This window comes from Kutzneria kofuensis (genome assembly GCF_014203355.1).
GTDB lineage: Bacteria > Actinomycetota > Actinomycetes > Mycobacteriales > Pseudonocardiaceae > Kutzneria > Kutzneria kofuensis.
Genome location: NZ_JACHIR010000001.1, coordinates 5,304,474 through 5,330,689, shown reverse-complemented (window position 1 = coordinate 5,330,689; position 26,216 = coordinate 5,304,474). Strand labels below are relative to the sequence as shown.

General features: G+C 72.0%; 9 protein-coding genes. All 9 read right to left on the bottom strand.

The window, feature by feature from the left end; all coding sequences use genetic code 11:
* Nucleotides 1-20: 20 nt before the first annotated feature.
* The 9 genes from rifK to BJ998_RS24675 all read right to left on the bottom strand — a co-directional run bounded on the left by rifK (nt 21) and on the right by BJ998_RS24675 (nt 26,178).
* A complete protein-coding gene (rifK, locus tag BJ998_RS24715; RefSeq protein ID WP_184865292.1) occupies nt 21-1,187 on the bottom strand; it encodes a 3-amino-5-hydroxybenzoate synthase in 1,167 nt (388 codons plus the stop codon).
* A 120-nt stretch (nt 1,188-1,307) separates the two neighbouring features.
* Nucleotides 1,308-2,114, bottom strand: a complete 807-nt coding sequence (locus BJ998_RS24710) for a shikimate dehydrogenase family protein (protein ID WP_184865290.1) — start codon at nt 2,112-2,114, stop codon at nt 1,308-1,310.
* Nucleotides 2,114-3,337, bottom strand: coding sequence for a 3-deoxy-7-phosphoheptulonate synthase (locus tag BJ998_RS24705; protein WP_184865288.1), 1,224 nt, complete (start codon nt 3,335-3,337; stop codon nt 2,114-2,116). Before BJ998_RS24705 ends, BJ998_RS24710 begins: the two co-directional genes overlap by 1 nt.
* Nucleotides 3,334-4,380, bottom strand: a complete 1,047-nt coding sequence (locus tag BJ998_RS24700; protein ID WP_184865286.1) for a 3-dehydroquinate synthase family protein — start codon at nt 4,378-4,380, stop codon at nt 3,334-3,336. The genes BJ998_RS24705 and BJ998_RS24700 overlap by 4 nt, the downstream gene beginning before the upstream one ends.
* Nucleotides 4,377-4,517: a hypothetical protein gene (locus BJ998_RS24695; protein WP_184865284.1), complete on the bottom strand. Its 141-nt coding sequence runs from the start codon at nt 4,515-4,517 to the stop codon at nt 4,377-4,379. Before BJ998_RS24695 ends, BJ998_RS24700 begins: the two co-directional genes overlap by 4 nt.
* A gap of 29 nt (nt 4,518-4,546) precedes the next feature.
* A complete protein-coding gene (locus tag BJ998_RS24690) occupies nt 4,547-5,281 on the bottom strand; it encodes an arylamine N-acetyltransferase (protein ID WP_184868906.1) in 735 nt (244 codons plus the stop codon).
* 59 nt (nt 5,282-5,340) lie between these two features.
* Nucleotides 5,341-15,627, bottom strand: coding sequence for a type I polyketide synthase (locus tag BJ998_RS24685; RefSeq protein ID WP_184865282.1), 10,287 nt, complete (start codon nt 15,625-15,627; stop codon nt 5,341-5,343).
* 50 nt (nt 15,628-15,677) lie between these two features.
* The gene (locus tag BJ998_RS24680) at nt 15,678-20,879 is read right to left on the bottom strand and encodes a type I polyketide synthase (protein ID WP_184865280.1); all 5,202 of its coding nucleotides are present in this window, start codon (nt 20,877-20,879) and stop codon (nt 15,678-15,680) included.
* A gap of 43 nt (nt 20,880-20,922) precedes the next feature.
* Nucleotides 20,923-26,178 carry a type I polyketide synthase gene (locus BJ998_RS24675; RefSeq protein ID WP_446685015.1) on the bottom strand — a complete coding sequence of 1,752 codons (5,256 nt, stop codon included), beginning with the start codon at nt 26,176-26,178 and terminating at the stop codon, nt 20,923-20,925.
* Nucleotides 26,179-26,216 lie beyond the last annotated feature (38 nt).

Here is a 26,216-nt window from a genome sequence, read left to right as displayed (position 1 = left end):
TGATTCGCTCGCAAGCTCGCTCATGCCCCCGCCACGATGCCGGCGACGATCTCGGCCGTGGCGTGCATCTCCGGCTCGCCGGCCAGCAGGGTGCGGTGGTGCAGCCAGATGCAGTCCTGGCTGATGGCGTCGGTGTTGGGGCAGCGCTCGGCGATCTGCTCGACGGTCTCGTCCGGCGCGCCGAACTCCCAGAAGGCGTCGGTGCGGTAGATCGCGCGGAACGCCGCGAACGCCGGCAGGCCGGCGGCGACGAGCCGGTCCACCAGCTCGTTGCGCTTGTCCTCGGTGATGCCGGGGACGCGGAACATGGCCATGTAGTGGGAATTGCGGTCGGCACGCACGTCGCCGCCCTGCGGCACGACACCGTCGATCTGGCCCAGCAGCTTGGACAGCAGTGCCCAGCGCTCGTCGCGCAGCGCGACCTGCTCGTCCAGGCGGCGCAGCTGCGCCCGCAGCACGGAAGCGGAGAACTCGTTGAGCCGCATGTTGGAACCGGAGATCTGGTGCAGGTAGCGGCGGTCGTCGCGGGGGCGGCCGCAGCTGTGGCGGAGGAAGGCCGTCTCGTACTTCTCGGTCTCGCCCTCGGGGAACACCACGGCGCCGCCCTCGCCTGCGGTCATCAGCTTGCCGTTCTGGAAGCTGAAGGTGGCGATGCTGCCCAGCTCGCCGACCCGCTTTCCCTGCCAGCGCGCGCCGTGCGCGTGCGCGGCGTCCTGCAGCACGGCCACGCCGGTCTCGGCCGAGATCTTGGCCAGCGCGTCCATGTCGGCGATCAGGCCGGCCATGTGCACGGGCATGATCACCTTGGTGCGCGGCGTGATCGCGGCGGCGACGGCGGCCGGGTCGATGTTGTAGGTGTTCAGGTCGACGTCGACCGGGACCGTCACCGCGCCCAGCCGCTGGGCCGCCTGGGAGGAGGAGATGAACGTGAAGCCCGGCACGATGACCTCGGTGCCCGGGCCGACGCCCATCACCTGCAGGGCGAGCTCCAGCGCGTGCGTGCCGTTCGTGACCGCGAGGGCGTGCTCGGCGCCGTGGTGCTCGGCGAACTCGCGCTCGAAGGAGTTCACCTCGTCCCCGCCCATGCGCCACCACTGGCCCTGCTCGAGCGCACGGATCAGGCCGTCCCGCTCGGCGTCGTCGTACTGAGGCCACGCGGGGAATTCTGGTGCCTGTCGCGCGTTCATGTCTCTCCGATTCTCCGTGGTGGGTCCGATCGAGAAAAAGCGTGAAAGACGGTCCTTCGGCGAGAAATATGACTCAGCCTCTCAAGCCATGGTATGGACGCACCGCGGCGGTCCACATCCCTAGGTCTGGTAGTCGTCCAGGCCGTAAAAGGCGCGGTAGGAGTCCAACTGGCCGTCGAGCATGTGGATTCCGTAATGGACCTCGTGGCCGCGAGCTGCGGCTTCGCGGAGAAGACGGGTTTCGCGGGGTTTCATTATGATGTCCGCCACAACACAACCCGGTGACAGCAGATCCGGCCGGAATGGCAACGGGTCATCGGCCTTCAGGCCCAACGGTGTCGCGTTCACGACGATGTCGGCCCCGGCCAGCTCCGGCGTGTCCGAGATGACGGTCCGGTCCGGCCAGTGCGATTCCAGACGGGTTTGCAGCGCCTGGAGTTTCGCGGTGTCCGGGTCACACATCGACAGCCGGTCCGCGCCAGCGGCCAGCAGCGCCGCCGCGATGGCGCTGCCCGCGCCGCCGGCCCCGACCAGCGTGATCCGCTTGCCCTTCGGGTCGTGGCCGGCGTCGGTCAGGCCGGTGACGAAGCCTAGGCCGTCGAAGTTCTCGGCGTACCAACGGCCGTCGGCCTCACGCCGCATCGCGTTGGCACTGCCGGTGATCTCCACCATCGGGCTGCACCGGTCGGCCAGCGCCACGATCGCCACCTTGTGCGGCACCGTCACGAAGATGCCGTCGACGTTGCCGGCCGCGCGCAGCCCGCGGACGACCACGTCGAGGTGTTCGGGCTTGGCGTGCACGGGAACCAGCACCGCGTCGATGCCCAGCTGCTCGAACAGCGGGTTCATCATCCCCGGCGACTGGACCTGCGTGACGGGATCGCCGAGGACGACGTAAAGCCTTGTGGTTCCACTGATCGCGGTCATCAGACCCCCTCCTGGACGCGTCGGCGGTCGAGCAGCAGCTCCGCCACGGACGCGGCGAGGTCCAGCGACTGCTCGGCGTTGAGCCGCGGGTCGCAGGCCGTCCGGTAGCGCGCCGGCAGGTCGGCCTCGGCGATTCCCGAGGCGCCGCCGAGGCATTCGGTCACGTCCTCGCCCGTCACCTCGACGTGGATGCCGCCGGGATGCGTGCCCAGTCCGCGGTGCACGTCGAAGAAGCCGGCGATCTCGGAGACCACGTGGTCGAAGTGCCGGGTCTTGTAGCCGTTGCCCGAAGTACTTGTGTTGCCGTGCATGGGATCGCACTGCCAGACCACCTCGTGCCCGGAGGCGGTGACCTTGTCCACGATCGGCGGCAGCACGTCGCGGACGAGCTCGTGTCCCATGCGGGACACCAATGTCAGCCGGCCCGGCGTCCCGTGCGGGTCCAGCCGCTCCACGTACTCGGCGGCCAGTTCCGGCGTGACACCCGGGCCGATTTTGAGGCCGATCGGGTTGGACAGCAGCTCGGCGAAGGCGATGTGGGCGCCGTCGAGCTGGCGGGTGCGTTCACCGATCCACAGGAAGTGCGCCAGCCCGCTGGCCACTCGGGGCTCGGTGCCGGTGTTGTCCGCCCACAGCACGGCGCGTTCGTAGTCCAGCAGCAGCATTTCGTGGCTGACGTAGACCTCGCCGCCGCCCAGCTCGCGGACCAGGTCCATCGCGCCGGCGGCGTTGGCGTGCGCGAGCAGCATCCGGTCCGGATCGGGAGTTCGAGCCTCGGGCGTGGCGTCGGCGGAGTTGATGATGTCGCCGCGGTAGACCGGCAGGCCGTGCCCGTCGACGGGATTGGACCGCGGTTTGGCGTACTGGCCAGCCATACGGGCGATCTGGACCACCGGCATGCCCGCCGCCTCGGCGAGCACGGCCGCCATCTGCTGCAGCGTCTCCAGGTTGGCGCGCAGGTGCGGCTCGGTGTTGTCGGCGAAGGTCTCGGCGCAGTCACCGCCCTGGAGTAGGAAAGCCTGGCCGCGCGCGACGGCCGCGAGCTGCTCGGTCAGCCGGGCCGTCTCGTGCGGCGACACGATCGGCGCCGCGCTGTGCAGGTGGTCGACGACGGCGGCGGCGCGCTCCGGGTCCGGCCAGCATGGCTGCTGTACGGCGGGTCGGGCCAGCGCCTCGGTCAGCAACCGGGTCAGATGTCGGTCGCCGCAAGGGAAACGTCTCATGCCGTCACGGCCCCGATGAGCTTGTCCAGCGGGGCTCGGGGCATCTGGGCGAGGGCGCGGAACACGGCATCCTCCGGCACGTCGGTCACGAGCTCCGCGCCGGCAGGCCCGTCCAGGACGAAGCCGAGGCCGCTGAGCGCCTTCTTGTCCCGGTGCATCTGCCGGACGAGGCCGTCGGGGTCGACGTCCTCGGGCAGCGCGGTGGGCAGGCCGTAGTGGCCGACGACCGCGAGATGTTCGTCCACTCGGGACTGATCAATTCGGCCCAGCACGCCGGCCAGCCGGCCGGCGAAGACCGTGCCGATGGCGACCGCTTCGCCGTGGCGCAGCCCGAATCCGGTGGCCAGTTCGAGCGCGTGGCCCAGGGTGTGGCCGTAGTTGAGCAGGTGCCGCTTGCCGGAATCCCGCTCGTCCTCCGCCACGACCCCGGCCTTGAGGGTGACGCTGGCGGCAATCTGCTCTTCGAGCGGCAGCCCGCGCAGGTCACCGGCGCCGATGAAGTGGCAGCGGGCGATCTCCCCGAGGCCGTTCAGTATCTCGCGCCGCGGCAGGGTCGACAGGTAGTCGGTGTCGCACAACACCGCGCTGGGCTGCCAGAACGCGCCGACGAGGTTCTTGCCCTCGGGCAGGTTCACCGCCGTCTTGCCACCGACGCTGGCGTCCACCTGCGCGAGCAGTGACGTGGGCAGGTGGATCACGGCCACGCCTCGGTGGTACAGCGCCGCAGCGAGGCCGACCGTGTCGGTGGTCGTGCCGCCACCGCAGGAGACGACGACGTCCGAGCGGGTGAGCCCGAACCGCACGAACTCGCCGCACAGAGCTTCTACTGTGGACAGTCGCTTGTCCGGCTCGCCGTCCCGGGCCGGCAGCTGCAGCGTCTCCACTCCGGTGTCGGGCACCCACTCCTTCGGACGGGCCGACACCACGACGGCCCGCTTCGCGCCCAGCCGCCGGATCACGTCGGCGACCGCCGTGCGCACGCCCGGCCCGACGAGCACGTCGTACGAGCGCTCCCCCAGGCGGACCGGGATCGTTGTCGTCACGGCGTCAGCTCCAAGGTCTCCGTGACGTCCGAGTCCTGCTCCTCGCCGTCGATGTCGTGGATGTAGCGGACGTAGGACTCGTAGGCGGTCCAGTAGAAGTCGGCGAACCACGCGACCGGACGACCCTCGTTCTTCATTCGTTTTCCCCCTTCTGCCCAGCGCGAGCTCAGTCGAGGTCGTCGCCGGAGAGGATGCGGTCCAGCAGCATCCGGTGCTCGTTGTCGTCGGTGATCGTGCGCACCTGCTCACGGCCGTTGCGCACGGTGAGATGCCGGCGCTGGCGCAGGAAGACCTGGCCGTCGCCGAAAGCCCGGCCGCACAACACCTCCTGGGTGTCGGTGCGACCCGAGTCGGCCACCAGCTCCCGGAAGTTGTCCTCCAGTTCCTTCCAGTCGCTCCACTGCCGCGCCTTCGTGGTGAACGTGTAGGTCACGCCCCAGCGGGTGGCCGCTCCCCGGCGCTGCAGGGCGAATCCGCCTTCGTGGTCGACGATCCGGAACTGGCTGCCGTACTGGCGCTGCACCTCGTCGCCGACCCGCACCGGCTCCACGTAGGTCGGGCCCGGGTAGCCGACGTCGACGAGCCACTCGTCGCCGTCCAGGGTGACCCGGTTGAACATGTGCTCGATGTCGGTGCCGAAGTTCTGCCGGCCCTCGGCGGTGCTGCCGGCCAGCAGGGACACGTCGTAGCCCAGTTCGGCCAGCAGCCGGTGGAACATCCGGTTGAGGTGGTAGCAGGCGCCGCCCTGACCGTCCACAATGGTCTTCTCGAACACCTCGTCGTCGTCAAGGTCGACGATCTCGATGCCGTCATCGACGCTGTAGGCCAGGCTGTTGTACGGAATCGCCATCAGATGCCGCTTCTGCAGCGTTCGCAGCGTTTCCAGATCCACGCCGGTCATACCGTCGCAGCCGATCCGCCGGAGGTAGCGGTCCACGTCGAACACGTCGTCACCCTCTTTCAGATCGCCATGGCGGTCGTCAGCTCGTGCAGGTGCGCGGCGATCATCTCGGCGGTCGGGTACGCGAAGACGAGGTTGGCCGCGATCTTGCGGTCGGTGATGTCGCGCAGCCGGTTGCGCAGCTCGATGGCGGTCAGCGAGTCGAAGCCGAGCTCGAACAGGCCCTGGTCGGCGTCGATGTGGTGGCTCGCGTCGTAACCGAGCACCGAAGCCACCTGCGCCCGCACCACGTCGAGCAGGACCTGCTTCTGTTCCGCCGCCGGCAATCCGGCCAGTCGCTCGGCCAGCCGCCCGCGCTCGTCGCCGACGTTCACCGTGCGCGCCTGCTTCCGGCCCGCCCGGACCAGGTTGCGCAACAGGTACGGCACGGCCGTGCCGGCCGCCGCGTCCGCCCGCACGCTGCCGAGGTCCAGCTTGGCCGGCACCAGCAGCGGCTGCCCGGAACCCAGTGCCGCGTCGAAGAGTTCCATGCCTTCGTCCGGGCTCAGGGAAAGCAGGCCGCCGCGCCGGCTCATCCGGGTCTTGGCCAGGTCGTCGGTGCCGGCGGCCATGCCGGTGGTCTGCTGCCAGAGTCCCCACGCCAGCGACAACCCAGGCAGCCCCAGTGACCGGCGGTGGGCGATCAGCCCGTCCAGGAACGCGTTCGCGGCGGCGTAGCTGCCGCTGCCCGCGCCCATGAACACCGCCGACACCGACGAGTAGACGACGAAGGCGTCGAGGTCGAGGTCGCGGGTCAGCTCGTCCAGATGCCGAACCGCGTCCACCTTCGGCGCGAACACCTCCGCCAGTTTCTCCGGGGTCACCGTCCCGATGACCCCCGCGTCCGCGACGCCGGCCGTGTGCACGACAGCGGTCGGACGGTGCTCGGTGAGCAGGGCCGCCACCTGGTCGCGGTCGGCCATGTCGCAGGCCACGACCGACACCTTCGCGCCCTGCTCGGCGAGGTCGGCGACGAGCGCGTCCACGCCCTCGGCATCCGGGCCCCGCCGGCTGGTCAGCACCAGGTTCCGCACCCCGTGCCGGCCGGCCAGGTGCTTGGCGACGAGGCTGCCCAGCGACCCGGTGCCGCCGGTGACCAGAACCGTCCCTTCCGGACGGAAAGTCGCCGGCACGTCCGGCAGCTGGCCGGCGGCGCGGGTGAGTCGCGGCACCGACAACGCCGTGCCCCTGACGGCAACCTGCGGCTCGCCGCTGGCGATTACCGCGCCCAGTACGGGTTCGACGTCACCGTCGACATCCAGCAGGATGATCCGGTCCGGGTTCTCCGCCTGCGCGGCGCGCACCAGGCCCCACACCGCTGCGCCGGCGGGGTCGGTCACCGCGCCGTCGCCGGCGGGCACCGCGCCGCGGGTGGCGATCACCAGCCGCGTCTCCTCGAACCCGCCGCCGTCCAGCCAGCACTGGACGACGTCCAGCACGCGGGTGGTCAGCTCCAGCACGTCGCCGCCGGTCGCCTCCATGATCGCGACCGCTGGCGCCTCGGCGTTGCCCGAGAGCACGTCGTCGGCGAGCGTCGCCACCTGTTCCGCGTCGGCCACCGCCACCCACGACGGCGCGACTTGTCCCAGCGCCACCGGCAGGCCGGTCCAGTCCACCCGGAACAAGGAGTTCGCGCGGGCGGTGCCGGCCGCCGCCGCGTCGAGCTGCTCGCGGGAGATCGGCCGGCCGACGAGGGAATCCATCGTCACGACAAGGCCGCCGGTCTCGTCCACGGCTTCGAGCGACATCGCGTCGGGCTCGGGGTTGGTGATCCGCACCCGCAGCACGGATGCGCCGGCGGCGTGCAGCCGCAGGCCGTTCCACGCGAACGGCAGCGACACCTCCCGCTCGTCCGATTCCCCGTCGGCGATCAGGATCGTCGAGTGCAGGGCCGCGTCCAACAGCGCGGGATGGATGCCGAACCGGGCGGCATCCTCGCGGCGGTCCTCCGGCAGCGCGATCTCGGCAAAGATCTCGTCGTCACGCCGCCAGACCGCCCGCACGGCCCGGAATGTCGTCCCGTACTCGTAGCCGACCTCGGCCAGCCGGCCGTAGCCGTCGCTGATGTCCACCGGCCGCGCGTCGACCGGCGGCCACACCGCGAAGTCGAACCGTTGCTGTGCCACGGGTGCGTTGGTCAGCACACCAGTGGCGTGACGCGTCCACTCCCCGCTGTTGTCGTCGTCACGCCGGGAGAACACGTCGACCGTGCGGGAACCGTTGTCGTCAGGGCCGCTCACCGCGACCTGCACGCGGACCCCGCCCCGGCGGGGCACCACCAGCGGCGCCTCGATGACGAGTTCGTCGAGCACCGAGCAACCGGCCTCGTCGCCGGCCCGCACGGCCAACTCGACCAGCCCGGTGCCGGGGATGATCACAACACCCTTGACGGCGTGGTCCGCCAGCCAGGGGTGGGTGCGCAGCGACAGCCGTGAGGTGAAGACCAGACCGTCGGACTGCGGCAGCTGCACGACCGCGCCGAGCATCGGGTGGTCGGCCCCGGCCAGCCCGAGCGACGTCGCATCGGTGGCGGTCTCCGTGGCACGCAGCCAGTAGTGCTGGTGGTCGAAGGCGTAGGTCGGCAGGCTCACCCGACCGGTCGCGGCGGGCAGGATGCCGTTCCAGTCCACCGCGACGCCGCGGACGAACAGGTCCGCCATGGAGGTCAGCAGCCGCCGCAGGCCACCCTCATCCCGTCGTAGCGACCCGACGACGATCGCGTCCGTGTCGTCGGTGATCTCGGTGATCGGCTGGACCAGCACCGGGTGGGCGCCGACCTCCAGGAAGACCCCGTGCCGGTGGGCGATCAGGTCGCCGATCGACGGCCCGAACCGCACCTGGTTGCGCAGGTTCCGGTACCAGTAGCCGCCGTCGACCACACGGGCGTCCTCGATCCAGTCGCGGATCACCGTGGAGTAGAAGGGAATGGCCGGCGCCTGGGCGGTGATCCCGGCGAGGGTCTCGGCCAGCGTGCCTTCGATGTCCTCGACGTGCCGCGTGTGCGAGGCGTAGTCCACCGCAACCCGCCGCACCCGGACACCGTCGGCCTCCAACGACTTCAGCGCCTCGTCCAACGCCTCGGCGTCACCGGCGACTACCACGGAAGTGGGGCTGTTGACCGCCGCCACCTCGACCCGGTCGGCCCACGGCTGCAACCGGTTCAGAGCGTCTTCTTCGTTCAGCGCGACGGAAGCCATGCCGCCGCGGCCGGACAGCGTGGTGGCGATGGCCTGGCTGCGCAGGGCAACCACCTTTGCTGCGTCCACAAGCGACAGTGCACCGGCGACGCAGGCCGCCGCGATCTCGCCCTGCGAGTGGCCGACCACAGCATCGGGCTTCAGCCCCACGGACGACCACACCGCCGCCAGGCCGACCATCATGGCGAAGCTGGCCGGCTGCAGGACATCGACCCGGTCCATCAGGGCCGGATCGGTGTTGCCGCGCAACACGTCCACCAGCGACCAGTCGACGTGCGGCTGCAGTGCGGCGGCACACTCGGCGATCCGCGCCGCGAACACCGGGGAGGCGTCCATCAGCTCGCGGCCCATGCCGACCCACTGCGTGCCCTGGCCCGGGAACACCCACACCAGCTTGCCCGGCACGCCCGAGGCCGACACCTTGCCGACCACCACGTCGGCGGCCTTCTCGCCCAGGGCCAGCGCCCGCAGGCCGGCCAGCGTCTCCTCACGGGATTCCGCCACCACGACCGCGCGCTCACCGAACACGGCGCGCCCGGACAACAACGCCCGGGCCACGCCGGCCGGTGACGCCCCGTCGGCGTCCTCCATGAACGCCGCGAGGCGCCCCGCCTGCCCCGCCAGGGATCCCGCGCTTCGCGCGGAAACCACCAGTGGCAGAACACCGCCGGACACGACCTCGTCGATTGTCGTGTCCAGCGGTGGCTCCTCGATGATCACGTGCGCGTTCGTGCCGCTGACGCCGAACGACGAGACGCCCGCGCGGCGCGGATGCCCGTTGCGCGGCCACTCCCGCGCCTCGGTGAGCAGCTCCACCGCGCCCTCGGACCAGTCGACCTGGCTCGTCGGCGCGTCCACGTGCAGCGTCGGCGGCAGCACGTCGTGCCGCAGCGCCTGGATCATCTTGATCACGCCGGCCACGCCCGCCGCGGACTGCGTGTGGCCGATGTTGGACTTGATCGACCCCAGCCACAGCGGCTTGCCGGGCTCCCGGTCCTGGCCGTAGGTGGTCAGCAGGGCCTGCACCTCGATGGGGTCGCCCAGGGTGGTCCCGGTGCCATGACCCTCGACAACGTCCACATCGGACGGCGAAAGGCCAGCACTGGCCAGGGCCCGGCGGATCACCCGCTGCTGGGACGGACCGTTCGGCGCGGTCAGGCCGTTCGAGGCGCCGTCCTGGTTCACCGCGCTTCCCTTCAGCACGGCCAGGATCCGGTGCCCGCGTTCCCGGGCGACGGAAAGCCGTTCCAGGACAACAACGCCGACGCCCTCGGCCCAGCCGGTGCCGTCCGCGCCGTCGGCGTACGCCTTACAGCGGCCGTCACCGGCGAGGCCCCGCTGCCGAGAGAAGGCCACGAAGGTGCCCGGCGTGGCCATCACGGTCACGCCACCGGCCAACGCCATCGAGCACTCGCCCTGCCGAAGCGCTTGCGCGCCAAGGTGCATCGCCACCAGCGACGACGAGCACGCCGTGTCGATCGTGACTGCGGGGCCCTCGAAGCCGAAGACGTACGACACACGACCGGAGGCCACGCTCGACGCCCCGGCCGTGCTGGCGAAGCCCTCCAGCTCCGGCGCGGCGACGCCGATGCCGTAGCCCTGCGCCGACACGCCGGTGAAGACGCCGACATCGGTGCCCTTCAACGAGTTCGGGTCGACGCCGACGCTCTCCAGGGCCTCCCACGACGTCTCCAGCAGCAACCGCTGCTGCGGATCCATCGCCAGCGCCTCACGCGGCGAGATGCCGAAGAACCCGGCGTCGAACAGGCCCGCACCCTGCAGGAATCCGCCCTTGCTGGTGGTGGACGTGCCGGTGCGGTCGGGGTCCGCGTCGAACAGCTCGTCGAGGTTCCATCCCCGGTCGTCGGGGAACGGCGACACGCCCTCGCGGCCCTCGAACACCAGTCGCCACAGGTCGTCCGGATTGGCGACGCCACCCGGCAGCCGGCAGGCCATGCCCACGATGGCGATCGGCTCGTCGGGGGCCGCCGCCGTGACGACGGTCGCCGGCGTGCCGGCCGCGGTGTCGCCCAGTTCGTCACGGAGGTGACGCGCGAGCACCTGGGGGTTCGGGTAGTCGAAGACCAGCGTGGCCGGCAGCTTGAGGCCGGTCGCCTCGCGCAGCCGGTTGCGGAGTTCGACCGAGGTCAGCGAGTCGAAGCCGGCGTCCTTGAACGCCGTGTCCGCCGCGACGGCGTCGGCGCTGGCGTGGCCGAGCACGAACGCGACCTGGCCGCGGACCAGGTCCAACAGCAGGGCCTCCTGCTCGGCCGGAGCGAGTCCGGCCAGCTTGTGCGCCAACCCGCTGTCGTCGGTGGCCGCCGCCCGCGCCTGCTGCCGGGCCGGGCGGACCAGGCCGCGCAGCAGGTGCGGCACGTCGGCCCGGGAGGCCCGGAGGTCCAGCTTCACCGGCACCAGCAGGGCCTGCTCGGACGCCAGCGAGGCGTCGAACAGCTCCATGCCCTCGGCCGGCCCGATGGCCAGGACGCCGCCGCGGCTCATCCGCGCCTGGTCGGCACCGCCGAGGTGCGCGGTCATGCCATCGGTCTGCTCCCACAGGCCCCAGGCCAGCGACACGCCCGGCCGGCCGGCTGCGCGCCGCTGGGCGACGGTCGCGTCCAGGAAGGCGTTGGCCGCCGCGTAGTTGCCCTGGCCGGCCGAGCCGAAGACGCCCGAGGCGGAAGAGAACACCACGAAGGCGTCGAGGTTCATGTCCCGGGTCAGCTCGTCGAGATGCCGCAGCGCCTCGACCTTCGGCGCGAACACCGTCGCCAGCCGCTCCGGCGTCAACGCCGCGATCACGCCGTCGTCCAGGACACCGGCCGTGTGCACGATGCTGGTGGGACGGTGCTCGGCCAGCAGCGACGCCACCTGGTCGCGATCGGCCAGATCGCAGGCGACGGCCGTCACCTCTGCGCCCTGGTTTTCCAGCTCGGCAAGCAGTTCCGCCATGCCGTCGGCGTCACGGCCGCGCCGGCTGGTCAGGACCAGGTGGCGGACGCCGTGCCGGGACACCAGGTGCCGTGCGACAAGTGCGCCCAGCGAGCCGGTGCCGGAGACCAGGACCGTCCCGTGTGGACCGAACACCGCCGGCGCCTCCGTGACATCCGCACGGGCCAGGCGTGGGGCGTAGAACTTGCCTCCTCGGACTGCCACCTGCGGCTCACCGGTGGCCAGCGCCGCGCCCAGCACCGGCTCGATGTCGCCGTCGACGTCGAGCAGGACGAGCCGCTCCGGGTTCTCGGCCTGGGCGGACCGGACCAGACCCCACACCGCCGCCGCGGCCGGATCGGTGACGACGCCATTGGCCGGCACCGCACCGCGAGTCACGACCACGAGTCGCGAGTCCTCAGCTGCCAGCAATTCCTGCACAGCCGCCAGCACGCGGGAAGTCACGGCCAGGGCGTCGTTCTCGCCGGCGACCTCCAGGGTGGCGACGTCGGCCGGCACCGGCTGTGCATCGGCCGGCACCTCCGTCCACTCCACGCGGAACAGCGCGTCGCGGGTCCGGGCCGCCGCCGCGTCCAACTGCTCGGTGGACACCGGCCGCGACACCAGGGAATCCACCGACACGACAAGCCCACCGGCCTCGTCGGCGGCCTCCACGGAGATGGCGCTGGGGCCGGCCGACACGACCCGTACGCGCAGCGCCAAGGCACCGGCGGCGTGCAGGGCCATGCCGTTCCACGCGAACGGCAGCACGGGCGGGCCGGATTCCTCCGCCGCCGCAACGGCGATCATGCCGGCGTGCAGGGCGGAGTCCAGCAGCCCGGGGTGGATGCCGAACCGGCCGGCGTCCTTGTGCAGTTCCTCGGGCAGACCAACCTCGGCGAAGATCTCCTCGCCGCGCCGCCACACCGCCCGCAGGCCCTGGAACGACGGTCCGTAGGTGTAACCGCTCTCGACCAGCCCGGGGTAGAAGTCCCCGACCTCGACCCGCTCGGCGCCGGCCGGCGGCCAGGCGGTGAAGTCGAAGCCGGTGCCGCGCGTGGCCGGCCCGTCGGACAGGAAGCCGGTGGCGTGGCGGATCCACTCGTCGCCGTCTTCACGCAGCGAATACACGTCGAAGCTGCGCGACCCGGTGGCACCAGGGGCGCCGACGGACACCAGCACCCGAACGCCGCCGTGCTGCGGGACGACCATCGGCTGCTCGATGACGAGTTCCTCGAGCACCGAGCAGCCGACCTCGTCGCCGGCCCGGACGGCCAGCTCGACCAGCCCGGTGCCGGCGACCAGCACCACGCCGCCGATGACGTGGTCGGCCAGCCACGGGTGCGTCCGCAGCGACAGCCGGGACGTGAACACGACGCCGTCGGACTGCGGCAGCCGCACCAGCGCGCCCAGCAGCGGGTGGTCGACCGCCGACTGCCCCAGGGACGCGGCGTCGGTCGCCGCCTCGCCGGGCGGCAGCCAGTAGTTCTGCCGGTCGAAGGCGTAGGTCGGCAGGTCGACGTGCCCGGTGGCCTCGGGCAGCAGGCTGCTCCAGTCCACGGTCACGCCGCGCACGAACAGCTCCGCCACCGAGGCCAGCAGGGTCTGGTCCTCCGGGCGGCCGTCGCGCAGCGCCGGCACGCAGATCGCCTCGGCGGCGGTCTCGGTGACCATCGCGGTCAGGGCCGCGCCCGGACCCAGTTCCACGAACAGGTCGGCGCCGTACTCCGCCGCGGCCGCGATGCCGTCGGCGAACCGGACCGGCCGGCGCACGTGCTCGGCCCAGTACCGCGGGTCGGCGAGCTCATCGGGCTCAGCCAGCCGGCCGGTGACGTTGGAGATCACCGGGATCACCGCCGGCTGCCACGCCACGTCGGCGATCGCGGCGGCGAAGTCGGCCAGCATCGGCTCCATCTGGTGCGAGTGGAACGCGTGCGAGACAACGAGTTGCTTCGTCTTGTGGCCACGCTCGCGCAGCCGGTCGGCCGCCGCGAGCACGGCGTTGTTGTCGCCGGACAGCACCACCGAGGTCGGGCCGTTGATCGCCGCGAGCTCCACGCCGTCGCCCAGCAGGTCGGCCACCTCGGCTTCGCTCGCGGCCACGGCGACCATCGCCCCGTGCGGCGACAGGGCCTGCATCATCCGGCCCCGCGCGGCGACGATCCGTGCCGCATCAGCCAGCGACAGCACACCGGCGGCGTAGGCGGCGGTGATCTCGCCGATCGAGTGGCCGATCACCGCGTCGGCCCGCACGCCCCACGACTCGACGAGCCGGTACAGCGCGCTCTCCACCGCGAACAGCCCGGCCTGGGTGAACACCGTCTGGTTCAACAGGTCGGCGCTGCGCGGCAGGCGACCCAGCACCACGTCCTTCACCGGGTGGTCGGTCCAGCCGGTCAGCGCCGCGTCCAGGTGTTCGCACGCCTCGTCGAAGACCTGCGCGAACACCGGATACCGCTCGTAGAGCTCACGGCCCGCGCCCACCCGCTGCGAACCCTGGCCCGGGAACACCAGCACGACCTTGCCGTCCACACCCGACCCCGTCACCACGCCGGGAGCTGCCTCGCCGTTGGCCAGCGCACGCAGCGCGGCCAGCGCCTCCCCGGTCGAACCGGCGGCCACCACCGCGCGGTGGTTCAGCAGCGCCCGCTCGGACAGCAGCGCCCCGGCCACGCGCCCCAGCGGCAGCTCAGTGTCGTCGAGGAACGACGCCAGCCGATCCGCTTGGGCGGCAAGGGAAGCCGAGCTGCTCGCCGACAGGACGAGCGGCACCGCGCCCGTGGGAGTCCCGGACGTGGCCGGGGTTTCTTCGTCTAGAGGAGCCTCTTCGAGGATGACGTGCGCGTTGGTGCCACTGATTCCGAAGGCGGAAACGCCGGCGCGGCGCGGATTCTCGGTGCGCGGCCAGTCGCGGGCCTCGGTCAGCAGCTCCACCGCACCGGCCGACCAGTCGACCTGCGGCGTCGGCTCGTCCACGTGCAGCGTGGGCGGCAGTACGCCGTGCCGGAGCGCCTGCACCATCTTGATCACACCGGCGACACCGGCGGCCGCCTGCGTGTGGCCGATGTTGGACTTCACCGATCCCAGCCACAACGGCGTCGACCGGTTCTGGCCGTAGGTGGCGATCAGCGCCTGTGCCTCGATCGGGTCACCGAGGGCGGTACCCGTGCCGTGCGCCTCCACAGCGTCCACATCGGACGCAACGAGGCCGGCGCCGGCCAGCGCCTTGCGGATGACCCGTTGCTGCGACGGACCATTCGGCGCGGTCAGGCCGTTCGAGGCGCCGTCCTGGTTCACCGCGCTGCCACGGATCACCGCCAGGATCCGGTGCCCACGCTCCTTCGCCACCGACAGCCGCTCCAGCACCAGCACGCCGACGCCCTCGGACCAGCCGGTGCCGTCCGCGGCGGCGGCGAACGCCTTGCTCCGCCCGTCGGTGGCCATCACGCGCTGGCGGGAGAACGCCACGAAGGTGCCGGGCGTCGGCATCACGGTCGCGCCGCCGGCCAGCGCCATCGAGCACTCCCCCAGCCGCAGTGCTTGCGCGGCAAGGTGAATCGCCACCAGCGAGGACGAGCAGGCGGTGTCGATCGTGACCGCCGGGCCCTCGAAGCCGAAGGTGTAGGACACACGGCCGGAGGCCACGCTGGAAGCCGACCCCGTGCCGGCGTACCCCTCCAGCTCCGGCGTGATCGAACCGGCCCCGTAGCCCTGGGTGAAGACGCCGGAGAACACGCCGACATCGGTGCCCTTGAGCGACGTCACGTCGACACCGGCGTCCTCCAGCGCCTCCCACGACGTCTCCAGCAGCAACCGGTGCTGCGGGTCCATGACCAGCGCCTCACGCGGCGAGATCCCGAAGAAGCCGGCGTCGAAACCCCCAGCGCCCTCGATGAACCCGCCCTGGCTGGCGTAGGAGGTGCCGGGACGATCGGGATCCGGGTCGAACAGGCCGTCCAGGTTCCAGCCCCGGTCGGTCGGGAAGTCGGACAGCGCGTCGGCCCCGCCGGACACCAGCCGCCAGAAGTCCTCGGGCGAGGCCACGCCGCCAGGGAACCGGCACGCCATGCCCACGATGGCGAGCGGCTCGTCGGCGTGCCGCGAGCCCTGCTGCTTGAGAGTGTGCAGCTCGGCCGTGACACGCTTGAGGTACTGGAGGAGTTTCTCGTCCGTGGCCATTGTCGTCTGTCCTCACGAAGGTGTTGATGGGGCGGGGCCTCGAACCGGGATCAGGTCAGCCCGAGTTCCGCGTCGATGAAGTCGAGGACCTCGTCGGCGGACGCGGCTTCGAGCTGCTCCGCCACCGCGACGCCGCCGGCCGGCTCGCGGACCCCGTTGCACTTGGCCACCAGGCCCTGCAGCCGGAGCGTCATGGCGGATCTCGTGGACTCGTCGAGGGCCAGGCCGCCGATCAGCGACTCGATCTCCTCGATCCGGGTGTTGACCTGGGACAACGCATCCCCGCCCGCCCCGAGTTCGGCCCGCAGGTGGCGGGCGAGCACCACCGGGGTCGGGTAGTCGAAGGCCAGCGTGGCCGGCAGCTTCAGACCGGTCGCCTCGCGCAGCCGGTTGCGGAGTTCGACGGACGTCAGCGAGTCGAAGCCGGCGTCCTTGAACGCGCCGTCCGGGCGGACGGCATTCGCGCCGGCGTGCCCGAGCACGACCGCGACCTGGTTGCGGACCAGGTCGAGCAGCAGCTCGTCCTGCTCGGCCGGGGCGAGCCCGGCGAGCCGCTTGGCCAGGCCACTGTCGCTTGTGGACGCCGTCCGCGCCTGCTGCCGTCCCGGCCGGACCAAGCCGCGGAGCAGGTGCGGCACGGTGCCGCCCCGTGCCTCGCGCAGGTCCATCTTCACCGGCACCAGCAGGGCCTGGTCGGACATCAGCGAGGCATCGAACAGATCCATGCCTTCGGCGGCGGTCATCGGTCGCACGCCGCCGCGGCTCATGCGGGCCTGGTCGGCGCCGCCGAGGTGCGCGGTCATGCCGGTGGCCTGCTCCCACAGGCCCCAGGCCAGCGAGAGACCGGGGAGGCCGGCGGCCCGGCGGTTGGCCATGGCCGCGTCCAGGAAGGCGTTGGCCGCCGCGTAGTTGCCCTGGCCGGGCGAGCCGAACACGCCGGAACCGGAGGAGAACACCACGAAGGCGTCAAGGTCCATGTCCCGGGTCAGCTCGTCCAGGATCGGCACCGCGTCGACCTTGGGGGCGAAGACCCTGGCCAGCCGCTCCGGAGTCAGGGCCCCGATCACGCCGTCGTCCAGGACGCCGGCCGTGTGCACGATCGCGGTCGGACGGTGTTCGGCCAGCAGTGCCGCCACCTGGCCACGGTCGGCGAGATCGCAGGCGACGGCCGTGACTTCGGCGTTTTCGAGCTCGGCGATCAGGTCCGTCACACCGTCGGCGGCCGGCCCCTTACGGCTGGCCAGCACGAGGCGGCGGACGCCGTGCCTGGTGACTAGATGCCGGGCGAGCACCGCGCCGAGCACACCGGCGCCGGAGATCAGGACCGTACCGTCGGGACGGAACACGGCCGGTGCCTCCGGCACCTGCTCGTCGGCACGGGCGAGACGCGGGACGTAGAAGGCGTTGCCGCGCACGGCAACCTGCGGCTCGCCGGTGGCCAAGACCGCGCCCAGGACCTTGTCGATGTCACCGTCAAGATCCAGCAGCACGATCCGGTCCGGGTTCTCCGCCTGGGCGGACCGCACCAGGCCCCACACCGCCCCCGCAGCCGGGTCGGTCACCGCGCCGTTGATGGGCACGGCGTTGCGGGTCGCGACCACCAGCCGCGATTCGTCCGAGCCGGCCAGCCAAGCCTGCACCGCCGCCAACACGTGCGAGGCAGCGGCGAGGGCATCGTCGCCGCCGGTCACTTCCAGGATCTCGACCGGGTCGGCGGATTGCGTTGCCGGCGTGGGAAGTTCGGTCCACTCCACCCGGAACAGCGAGTCGCGGGTGGTGGCGTGCTGCTCGACGGAGACCGTCCGGAACGCCACCGAATCGGCGGTCAGCACCAGGCCGCCGATGCCGTCGGCCGCCGCCAGCGACACGGCGTCGTCACCGGCCGGCGCCAGCCGCACCCGCAGCGCCGAAGCGCCGGTAGCGTGCAGCGTGACGCCGGTCCAGTCGAGCGGCAGCCGAGGCTCGTCGCTCAACAGGGCGGCGTCCAGCAGCGCCGGGTGGATGCCGAAGCCGGCGGCGTCCTTCTGCAGCTCCTCGGGCAGCGTGATCTCGGCGAAGGTCTCCTCGCCGCGCTGCCACATCGCCTCCCCGACCTGCTCCGCGCCGGCCGGCGGCCAAGCCGTGAAGTCGAAGTCCGGTGCCGGGACCGAGGCGTCGGACAGGACGCCGGTGGCGTGCCGGGTCCACACGTCCGCGTCGTCGGGCCGGGAGTAGACCTCGACCGTGCGCAGGCCGTGGTCGCCGGGACCGCTCAGCGCCACCTGGACCCGCACGCCCTGCGTCGGCACGACCAGCGGCGACTCCGTGACGAGTTCGTCCAGCACCGGGCAGCCGACCTCGTCACCGGCGCGCACGGCGAGTTCCACCAGCGCGCTGCTGGGGAGAACGGCGTGGTCAGTCAGCCACGGCTGCGTCTTCGGCGACAGGCGCGAGGTGAAGACGCAGCCCTCGGACTGGGGCAGCTGAACCATCGCGCCCAGGAGCGGGTGGTCCGTCGCCGTCTGGCCGAGCGACTCCGCGTCGGTGGCGGCTTCCTCGGCGTGCAACCAGTAGTGCTGGTGGTCGAAGGCGTAGGTCGGCAGCTCGACGTGCCCGGCAACCTTCGGTAAAACGCTGTTCCAGTCCACGGCCACGCCGCGGACGAACAGCTCGGCCATCGACGTCAGCAGCCGGCGCCGGCCGCCGTCGTCCCGGCGCAGCGTCCCCGTGACCACGACATCGGCGTCGTCCACGATCTCGTTGACCGGCTGCACCAGCACCGGATGTGCACTGACCTCAACGAACGCCGTGAAGCCCTGCTCGACCAGCCGGGCCACCGCCGGGCCGAAACCGACCTGGTTGCGCAGGTTCCGGTACCAGTAGTCGGCGCCGACGACACCTGCGTCCCGGATCCACTCGCCCGTCACCGTCGAGTGGAACGGCACCAGCGGGGCCTGCGCGGTGATCCCCGCCAGCGCCTCGGCCAGCGTCTCCTCGATGTCCTCGACGTGCCGGGTGTGCGAGGCGTAGTCCACCGCGACCCGCCGAACCCGAACACCCTGCTCTTCCAACGACTTCAGCGCCTCGTCCAACGCCTCGGCATCACCGGCGACGACCACCGAGGAGGGGCTGTTGACGGCCGCAACCTCGACCCGGTCCGCCCACGGGGCCAGCCGGATCAGCGCGTCGTCTTCCGACAACGCAACGGAAGCCATGCCGCCGCGACCGGCCAGCTTCGCGGCAATGGCCTGGCTGCGCAACGCGACCACCCGTGCCGCGTCTTCCAACGACAGCGCCCCGGAAACACAGGCCGCGGCGATTTCGCCCTGCGAGTGACCAACAACGGCGTCGGGGACAACGCCGACCGACGACCACACCGCCGCCAGGCCGACCATCACGGCGAAGCTGGCCGGCTGCACGACGTCGACCCGCTCCAGAAGCCCGGGATTCTCGCCGCGCAGCACGTCCACCAGCGACCAGTCGATCCACGGCTTCAACGCGGCCGCGCACTCGGCGATCCGCTCGGCGAACACCGGCGAGGACTCCAGCAGTTCCCGGCCCATGCCGACCCACTGCGACCCCTGGCCCGGGAACACCCACACCAGCTTGCCGGCGTCACCGACGCTGCCGGTCACCAGCGCGGGAGCATTCTCGCCGCGCGCCAACGCACCCAGGCCGGCCAAGGCTTCCTCGGTCGACCCGGCCACCACCACGGCCCGGTCGGTCAGCAGCGCCCGGTCCGCCAACGCGTTGGCAATACCCACCAACGGGGCCCGCTCCAGCAGCGCCGCCACCCGATCCGCCTGCCCGGCCAGGGAACCGAGGCTCCGCGCCGACAGCACGAGCGGCAACACCCCGTCGAAAGCGACGCCGGCAACCGGCTCCTCGGCCGGAGCCTCCTCGATGATCAGGTGGGCGTTGGTGCCGCTGATGCCGAACGAGGACACGCCCGCGCGGCGCGGACGGTCGCCCCGCGGCCACTCGCGCGCCTCGGTCAGCAACTCCACCGCGCCCGCCGTCCAGTCCACCTGGCTGCTGGGCGTTTCCGCGTGCAGGGTCGGCGGCAGCACGCCGCGGCGCAGCGCCTCCACCATCTTGATCACGCCGGCCACGCCGGCGGCCGCCTGCGTGTGGCCGATGTTCGACTTCACGGAGCCCAGCCACAGCGGCTTGCCGGGCTCGCGGCCCTGGCCGTAGGTGGCGAGCAGCGCCTGCGCCTCGATGGGATCGCCCAGCACCGTGCCGGTGCCGTGCCCCTCGACGATGTCCACATCGGACGGAACGAGTCCGGCATTGGCCAGCGCCTCGCGGATGACCCGCTGCTGCGACGGACCGTTCGGCGCGGTCAGGCCGTTCGACGCGCCATCCTGGTTCAGGGCGGTTCCCCGCAGCACAGCCAAAATCCGGTGCCCGCGCTCCTGCGCCACCGACAGCCGCTCCAGCACGATCACGCCGACGCCCTCGGCGAGGCCCATGCCGTCCGCGCTGTCGGCGTACGCCTTGCACCGGCCGTCGGCGGCCAGCGCCCGCTGCCGGGAGAACGACAGGAACGAGCCGGGCTTGGCCATCACCATCGCGCCGCCGGCCAGCGCCACCGAGCAGTCGCCCTGCCGCAGCGCCAAAGCCGCCATGTGCATCGCCACCAGCGACGACGAGCAGCCGGTGTCCACCGTCACCGCCGGGCCCTCGAACCCGAACACGTACGACACGCGGCCGGAGGCGATGCACGGGGCCGCGCCGGTGCCGGCGAAGCCCTCCAGCTCCGGCGCGACCGGCCCGGAGCCGACGCCGTAGCCCTGGCTGGACAGGCCGGTGAAGACACCGACGTCCCGCCCCTTCCACGCCAACGGGTTGATGCCGGCCCGCTCCAACGCCTCCCACGACGTCTCCAGCAGCAACCGCTGCTGCGGATCCATCGCCAGCGCCTCACGCGGCGAGATCCCGAAGAAGCCGGCGTCGAACAGCCCGGCGTCGTGCAGGAAGCCGCCCTGGCTGGTGGTGGACGTGCCCGGCCGGTCGGGGTCCGGGTCGAACAGGGCGTCCAGGTCCCAGCCGCGATCGGAGGGAAAGCCCGCCACCGTGTCGATCCCGTCCGCGACGACCCGCCACAGGTCCTCCGGCGAGGAGATCCCGCCGGGGTACCGGCAGGCCATGCCGACGATGGCGATCGGCTCCCGGGCCTGGTCCTCGACCTCGCGCAGCCGCTTGCGGGCATCGCGCGCGTCGGCGATGGCCCGCTTGAGGTAATCGCGGAGTTGCCCCTCGTCAGCCACTGAACTCAGCTCCCGGAAATGTGTGCGTCACGTCGATGGGTGGTCAGGCGAAGCGGTCCACGAGGGCGAACAGCTCCTCGTCGCTGGCGGCGTCCAGCTCGTCGTCGGACGCCGCCGGCTCGGCGGTCGTCTCGGCCGCCTTGAGCAGCTCCCGCAGCCGGCGGGTGATCCGCTCGCGGGCGGCCTCGTCGTCCGCCGCGGACCCGATCGCCGACTCCAGCCCGGCCAGGCCGGCCAGCACGGAGTCGACCGGGGACGTCTCGCCGACGCCCAGTTCGTCACGCAGGTGACGGGCGAGGACCTGCGGGTTCGGGTGGTCGAAGACCAGCGTGGCCGGCAGCTTCAGCCCCGTCGCCTCGCGCAGCCGGTTGCGCAGTTCCACCGAGGTCAGCGAGTCGAAGCCGGCGTCCTTGAACGCCATGTCCGGCCGCACGGCCGCCGCGCCGGAGTGCCCCAGCACGACCGCGACCTGGCTGCGCACCAGCTCCAGCAGCGTCGCCTCCTGGTCCGCCGGCGTCATGCCGGCGAGCCGCTCGGCCAGCCCGCTGTCGCCGCCGGACGTCGCCCGTGCCGCCTGCTTGGTCACGCGGACCAGGCCGCGCAGCAGGTGCGGCACGCCGCCGCCCGTGGCGTCGGCGCGGACCTCCTTCAGGTCCAGCTTCACCGGCACCAGCAGGGAGTGCCCGGACGCCAGGGCGGCGTCGAACAGCTCCATGCCGTCCTCGGAGCCGAGCGCCCGCACGCCGCCGCGCCCCTCGCGCCGGCTCATCCGGCTCAGCGTGACGTCGTCGATCGTGTCGGCCATGCCGGTGACCTGCTGCCACGGGCCCCAGGCCAGCGACTGGCCGGGCAGGCCGAGCGACCGGCGGTGGGCCATCAGGCCGTCCAGGAACGCGTTCGCGGCCGCGTAGCCGCCGCTGCCCGCGCCCATGAAGATCGACGACGCGGAGGAGTACATGACGAACGCGTCGAGGTCCATGTCCCGGGTCAACTCGTCCAGGTGCCGGGCCGCATCGACCTTGGGCGCGAACACCTTGGCCAGCTTCGCCGGGGTCAGCGCCCCGACCACGCCGGCGTCGAACACGCCCGCCGTGTGCACGACGGCGGTCGGGCGGTGCTCGGTCAGCACGGCCTTGACCTGGCCGCGGTCGGACGCGTCGCAGGTGACAACCGTCGCCTCGGCGCCGTGTTCCTTGAGCTCCGCAACCAGTTCCGCGACACCCTCGGCGGCGGATCCGCGACGGCTGGCCAGCACCAGGCGTCGCACGCCGTGCCGCGTCACCAGGTGCCGGGCCGCGAGTGCGCCGAGCGTGCCGCCGCCGGAGACCAGCACCGTGGAGTCCGGACCGAACGCCACCGAGTCGGTGGTCTGGGTAGCACGGGCGAGGCGCGGCACGGACAGCGTCGTCCCGCGCACGGCGACCTGCGGCTCACCGCTGGCCAGCACCGCGCCGAGGATCGGCTCGATGTCGCCGTCGGGTTCGAGGTCCAGCAGGACGATCCGGTCCGGGTTCTCCGTCTGCGCGGCGCGCACCAGGCCCCACACGGCCGACGCCGCCGGGTCGGTCACCGCGCCGTCGCCGGCGGGCATCGCGCCGCGGGTGGCGATCACCAGCTGCGACTCGTCGAGCTCGGCCGCCAGCCAGGCCTGCACGACCGCCAGCACCCGTGACGTCACACCCAGCGCGTCGCCGTCGCCGATCGCCACCAACACCGCCGCCTCGACCGCCGCGGGCAGATCCGCCACGTCGTCGGCGGAGGTCACCGGCACCCACGTCGGCGAAGGCTCTGCGGTGTAAGGGAGTTCCGTCCAGTCCACGTGGTAGAGCGAGCTGGTGTTGGCCTGCTGCGTGGCAACTTCGCGCAGGACAAGGGAATCCATCGTCAGCACCGGGCCGCCGGTCTGGTCGGCGGCCTCGACGACCATCGACTCCGGGCCCGACACGACCCGGACCCGCAGGGCGGAGGCGCCGACGGCGTGCAGCGCAAGGCCGTTCCACGCGAACGGCATCACCGACCGGCCGGTCGCCTCGCCCCGGGCGGCCGCCGCCGCGGCGGCAACGGTCCCGGTCTGCAGGGCGGCGTCCAGCAGCGCGGGGTGCAGGCCGTAGGCGGCGGCATCCTCGACGTGCTCGTCAGGCAGCGCAACCTCGGCGAAGACCTCCTCGCCGCGCTGCCACACCGACCGCACACCCTGGAACGCCGGGCCGTAGGCGTATCCGCGCTCGGTCAGGCCCTCGTAGAAGTCGCCGACCTCGACCGGCTCGGCGCCGGCCGGCGGCCACGCCGTGAAGTCGAAGCCCGGCGCCACGGTCGGGCCGGCGGACAGCACACCGGTGGCGTGCCGCGTCCACACATCGCCGCCGTCCTCACGCAGGGAGTAGATCTCCACCGTGCGGGCGCCGTTCTCGTTCGGCCCGCCGACGGCGACCTGGATCCGGACGCCGCCGTGCTCGGGGACGACGACCGGCGTCTGCGTGACGAGCTCGTCCAGCACCGGGCAGCCGACCTCGTCGCCGGCCCGGACGGCCAGCTCGACCAGGCCGGTGCCGGGGAACAGCACCACGCCGTTGATCGCGTGGTCGGCCAGCCACGGGTGCGTGCGCAGCGACAGCAGCGAGGTGAACACCACGCCGTCGGACTGCGGCATCCGCACGGCCGCGCTCAGCAGCGGATGATCCGTGGTCGCCTGCCCCAGCGCCGTCGCGTCGGTCACCGATTCGACGGAGTGCAGCCAGTAGTGCTCGTGGTCGAAGGCGTAAGTCGGCAGCTCCACGTGCCCACTGACGGCCGGCAGCACGGCGTTCCAGTTCACCGCGACGCCGCGGACGAACAGCTCGGCCACCGAGGTCAGCAGCCGGCGCTGGCCGCCGTCGTCGCGGCGCAGCGACCCGGTCGCCACCACGCCGTCCAGCTCACTGACCGGCTGCACCAGCACCGGGTGGGCGCTGACCTCCAGGAAGATGCCGTGCCGCTGCTCGATCAGCGCGGCGACGGCCGGCCCGAACCGCACCTGGTTGCGAAGATTCCGATACCAGTACTCACCACCCACCACGCCGGCGTCGGTGATCCATTCGCCGGTGACGGTGGAGTAGAACGGAATGACCGGTACGTGACCGTCAATTCCGGCCAATGCCTCGGCCAGGGCGCCTTGTATGTCTTCCACGTGCCTCGTGTGCGAGGCGTAGTCGACAGCCACTCGGCGAACTCGGACATCCTGCCCCTCCAACGACTTCAGCGCCTCGTCCAACGCCTCGGCGTCCCCGGCCACCACCACCGACGACGGGCTGTTGACCGCCGCCACCTCGACCCGGTCGGCCCACGGCTGCAACCGGGCCAGAGCGTCTTCTTCGCTCAACGCAACGGAAGCCATGCCGCCGTGACCGGACAGCTTGGCGGCGATGGCCTGGCTGCGCAGGGCAACCACCTTCGCCGCGTCCTCAAGGGACAGTGCGCCGGACACGCAGGCAGCAGCGATCTCGCCCTGCGAGTGACCGATCACGGCGTCGGGCTTCACACCGACTGACGACCACACCGCCGCCAGACCCACCATCACCGCGAAGCAGGCCGGCTGCAGCACGTCGACCCGCTCCATCAGGGCGGGATCGGTGTTGCCGCGCAGCACGTCTTCCAGCGACCAGTCGGTCCACGGCTTCAGCGCCGTCGCGCACTCGGCGATCCGGTGCGCGAAAACGGCCGAGGAGTCGAGGAGTTCCCGGCCCATGCCGACCCACTGCGTGCCCTGGCCCGGGAACACCCACACCAGCTTGCCGTGCGCGCCGGCGCGGCCGGTCACGACACCGACGGCGTCTTCGCCACGGGCTAACGCAGTGAGGCCCGCCAGGGCTTCCTCGGTCGAACCGGCCACCACCACGGCCCGGTCGTCCAGCGCCGCCCGGCCGCGCACCAACGCGCCGGCCACGCTCGCCAGCGGGGCCTCACCCAGCAGCTTGGCCAGCCGATCAGCTTGTCCGGCCAGGGATGCCGTGCTCCGGGCCGACACCACCAGCGGAACCACACCGTCGAACACGATCTCGGCAGCCGGCTCGTCGAGCGGCGCCTCCTCGATGATCAGATGCGCGTTCGTGCCGCTGACGCCGAACGACGACACGCCGACCCGACGCGGATGACCGTTGCGCGGCCACTGCCGCGACTCGGTCAGCAACTCCACCGCGCCCTCGGACCAGTCGACCGCGGTCGACGGAGCGTCGACGTGCAGGGTGGAGGGCAGCACGCCGTGCCGCAGCGCCTCCACCACCTTGATCACGGACGCCGCACCGGCCGCCGCCTGCGCATGGCCGATGTTGGACTTCAACGACCCCAGCCACAACGGCTTGCCCGGCTCGCGGTCCTGCCCGTACGTCGCCAGCAACGCCTGGGCCTCGATCGGATCGCCCAGGGACGTCCCCGTGCCGTGCCCCTCGACGAGGTCCACTTCGGACGGTTCGAGCCCGGCGTTGGCCAGTGCCTGGCGAATGACCCGCTGCTGCGACGGTCCGTTCGGCGCGGTGAGACCGTTGGAGGCGCCGTCCTGGTTCACCGCGGAACCCCGCAGCACCGCCAGGATCCGGTGCCCGCGCTCCTGCGCCACCGACAGCCGCTCCAGCAGCACCAGAGCAACGCCCTCGGACATGCCCATGCCGTCAGCGCCCTCGGCGAACGCCTTGCAGCGGCCGTCGGCTGCCAGCCCTCGCTGCCGTGAGAACACGACGAACGAGTTGGTGCTGGACATGACCATCGCCCCACCGGCCAGCGCCACCGAGCACTCGCCGGCGCGAAGTGCCTGTGCCGCAAGGTGCATCGCCACCAGCGAGGATGAGCACGCCGTGTCGATGGTGACCGCCGGGCCCTCGAACCCGAACACGTACGACAGCCGGCCCGAGATGACGCTGCCGGCCACGCCGGTGCCGGCGAAGCTCTGCATCTCCGGGCCGATCGGGCCGGAGCCGTAGCCCTGCGGGGCGGCGCCGATGAACACACCGACGTCCTTGCCCTTCAACGAGATCGGGTCGATCGCCGCGTGCTCGAACGCCTCCCAGGACGCCTCCAGCAGCTGCCGCTGCTGCGGGTCCATGGCCAGCGCCTCGCGCGGCGAGATGCCGAAGAAGCCGGCGTCGAACTGTCCGGCGTCGTGCAGGAAGCCGCCCTGGCTGACGTAGGAGGTGCCGGCGTGGTCGGGATCCGGGTCGAACAGGTGGTCCAGGTCCCAGCCGCGGTCGGTCGGGAAGCTCGACACCGCGTCCCCGCCCTCGGCCACCAGCCGCCACAGGTCGGCCGGACCGGTGACGCCGCCGGGCAGCCGGCACGCCATGCCGACGATGGCGATCGGCTCGCGAG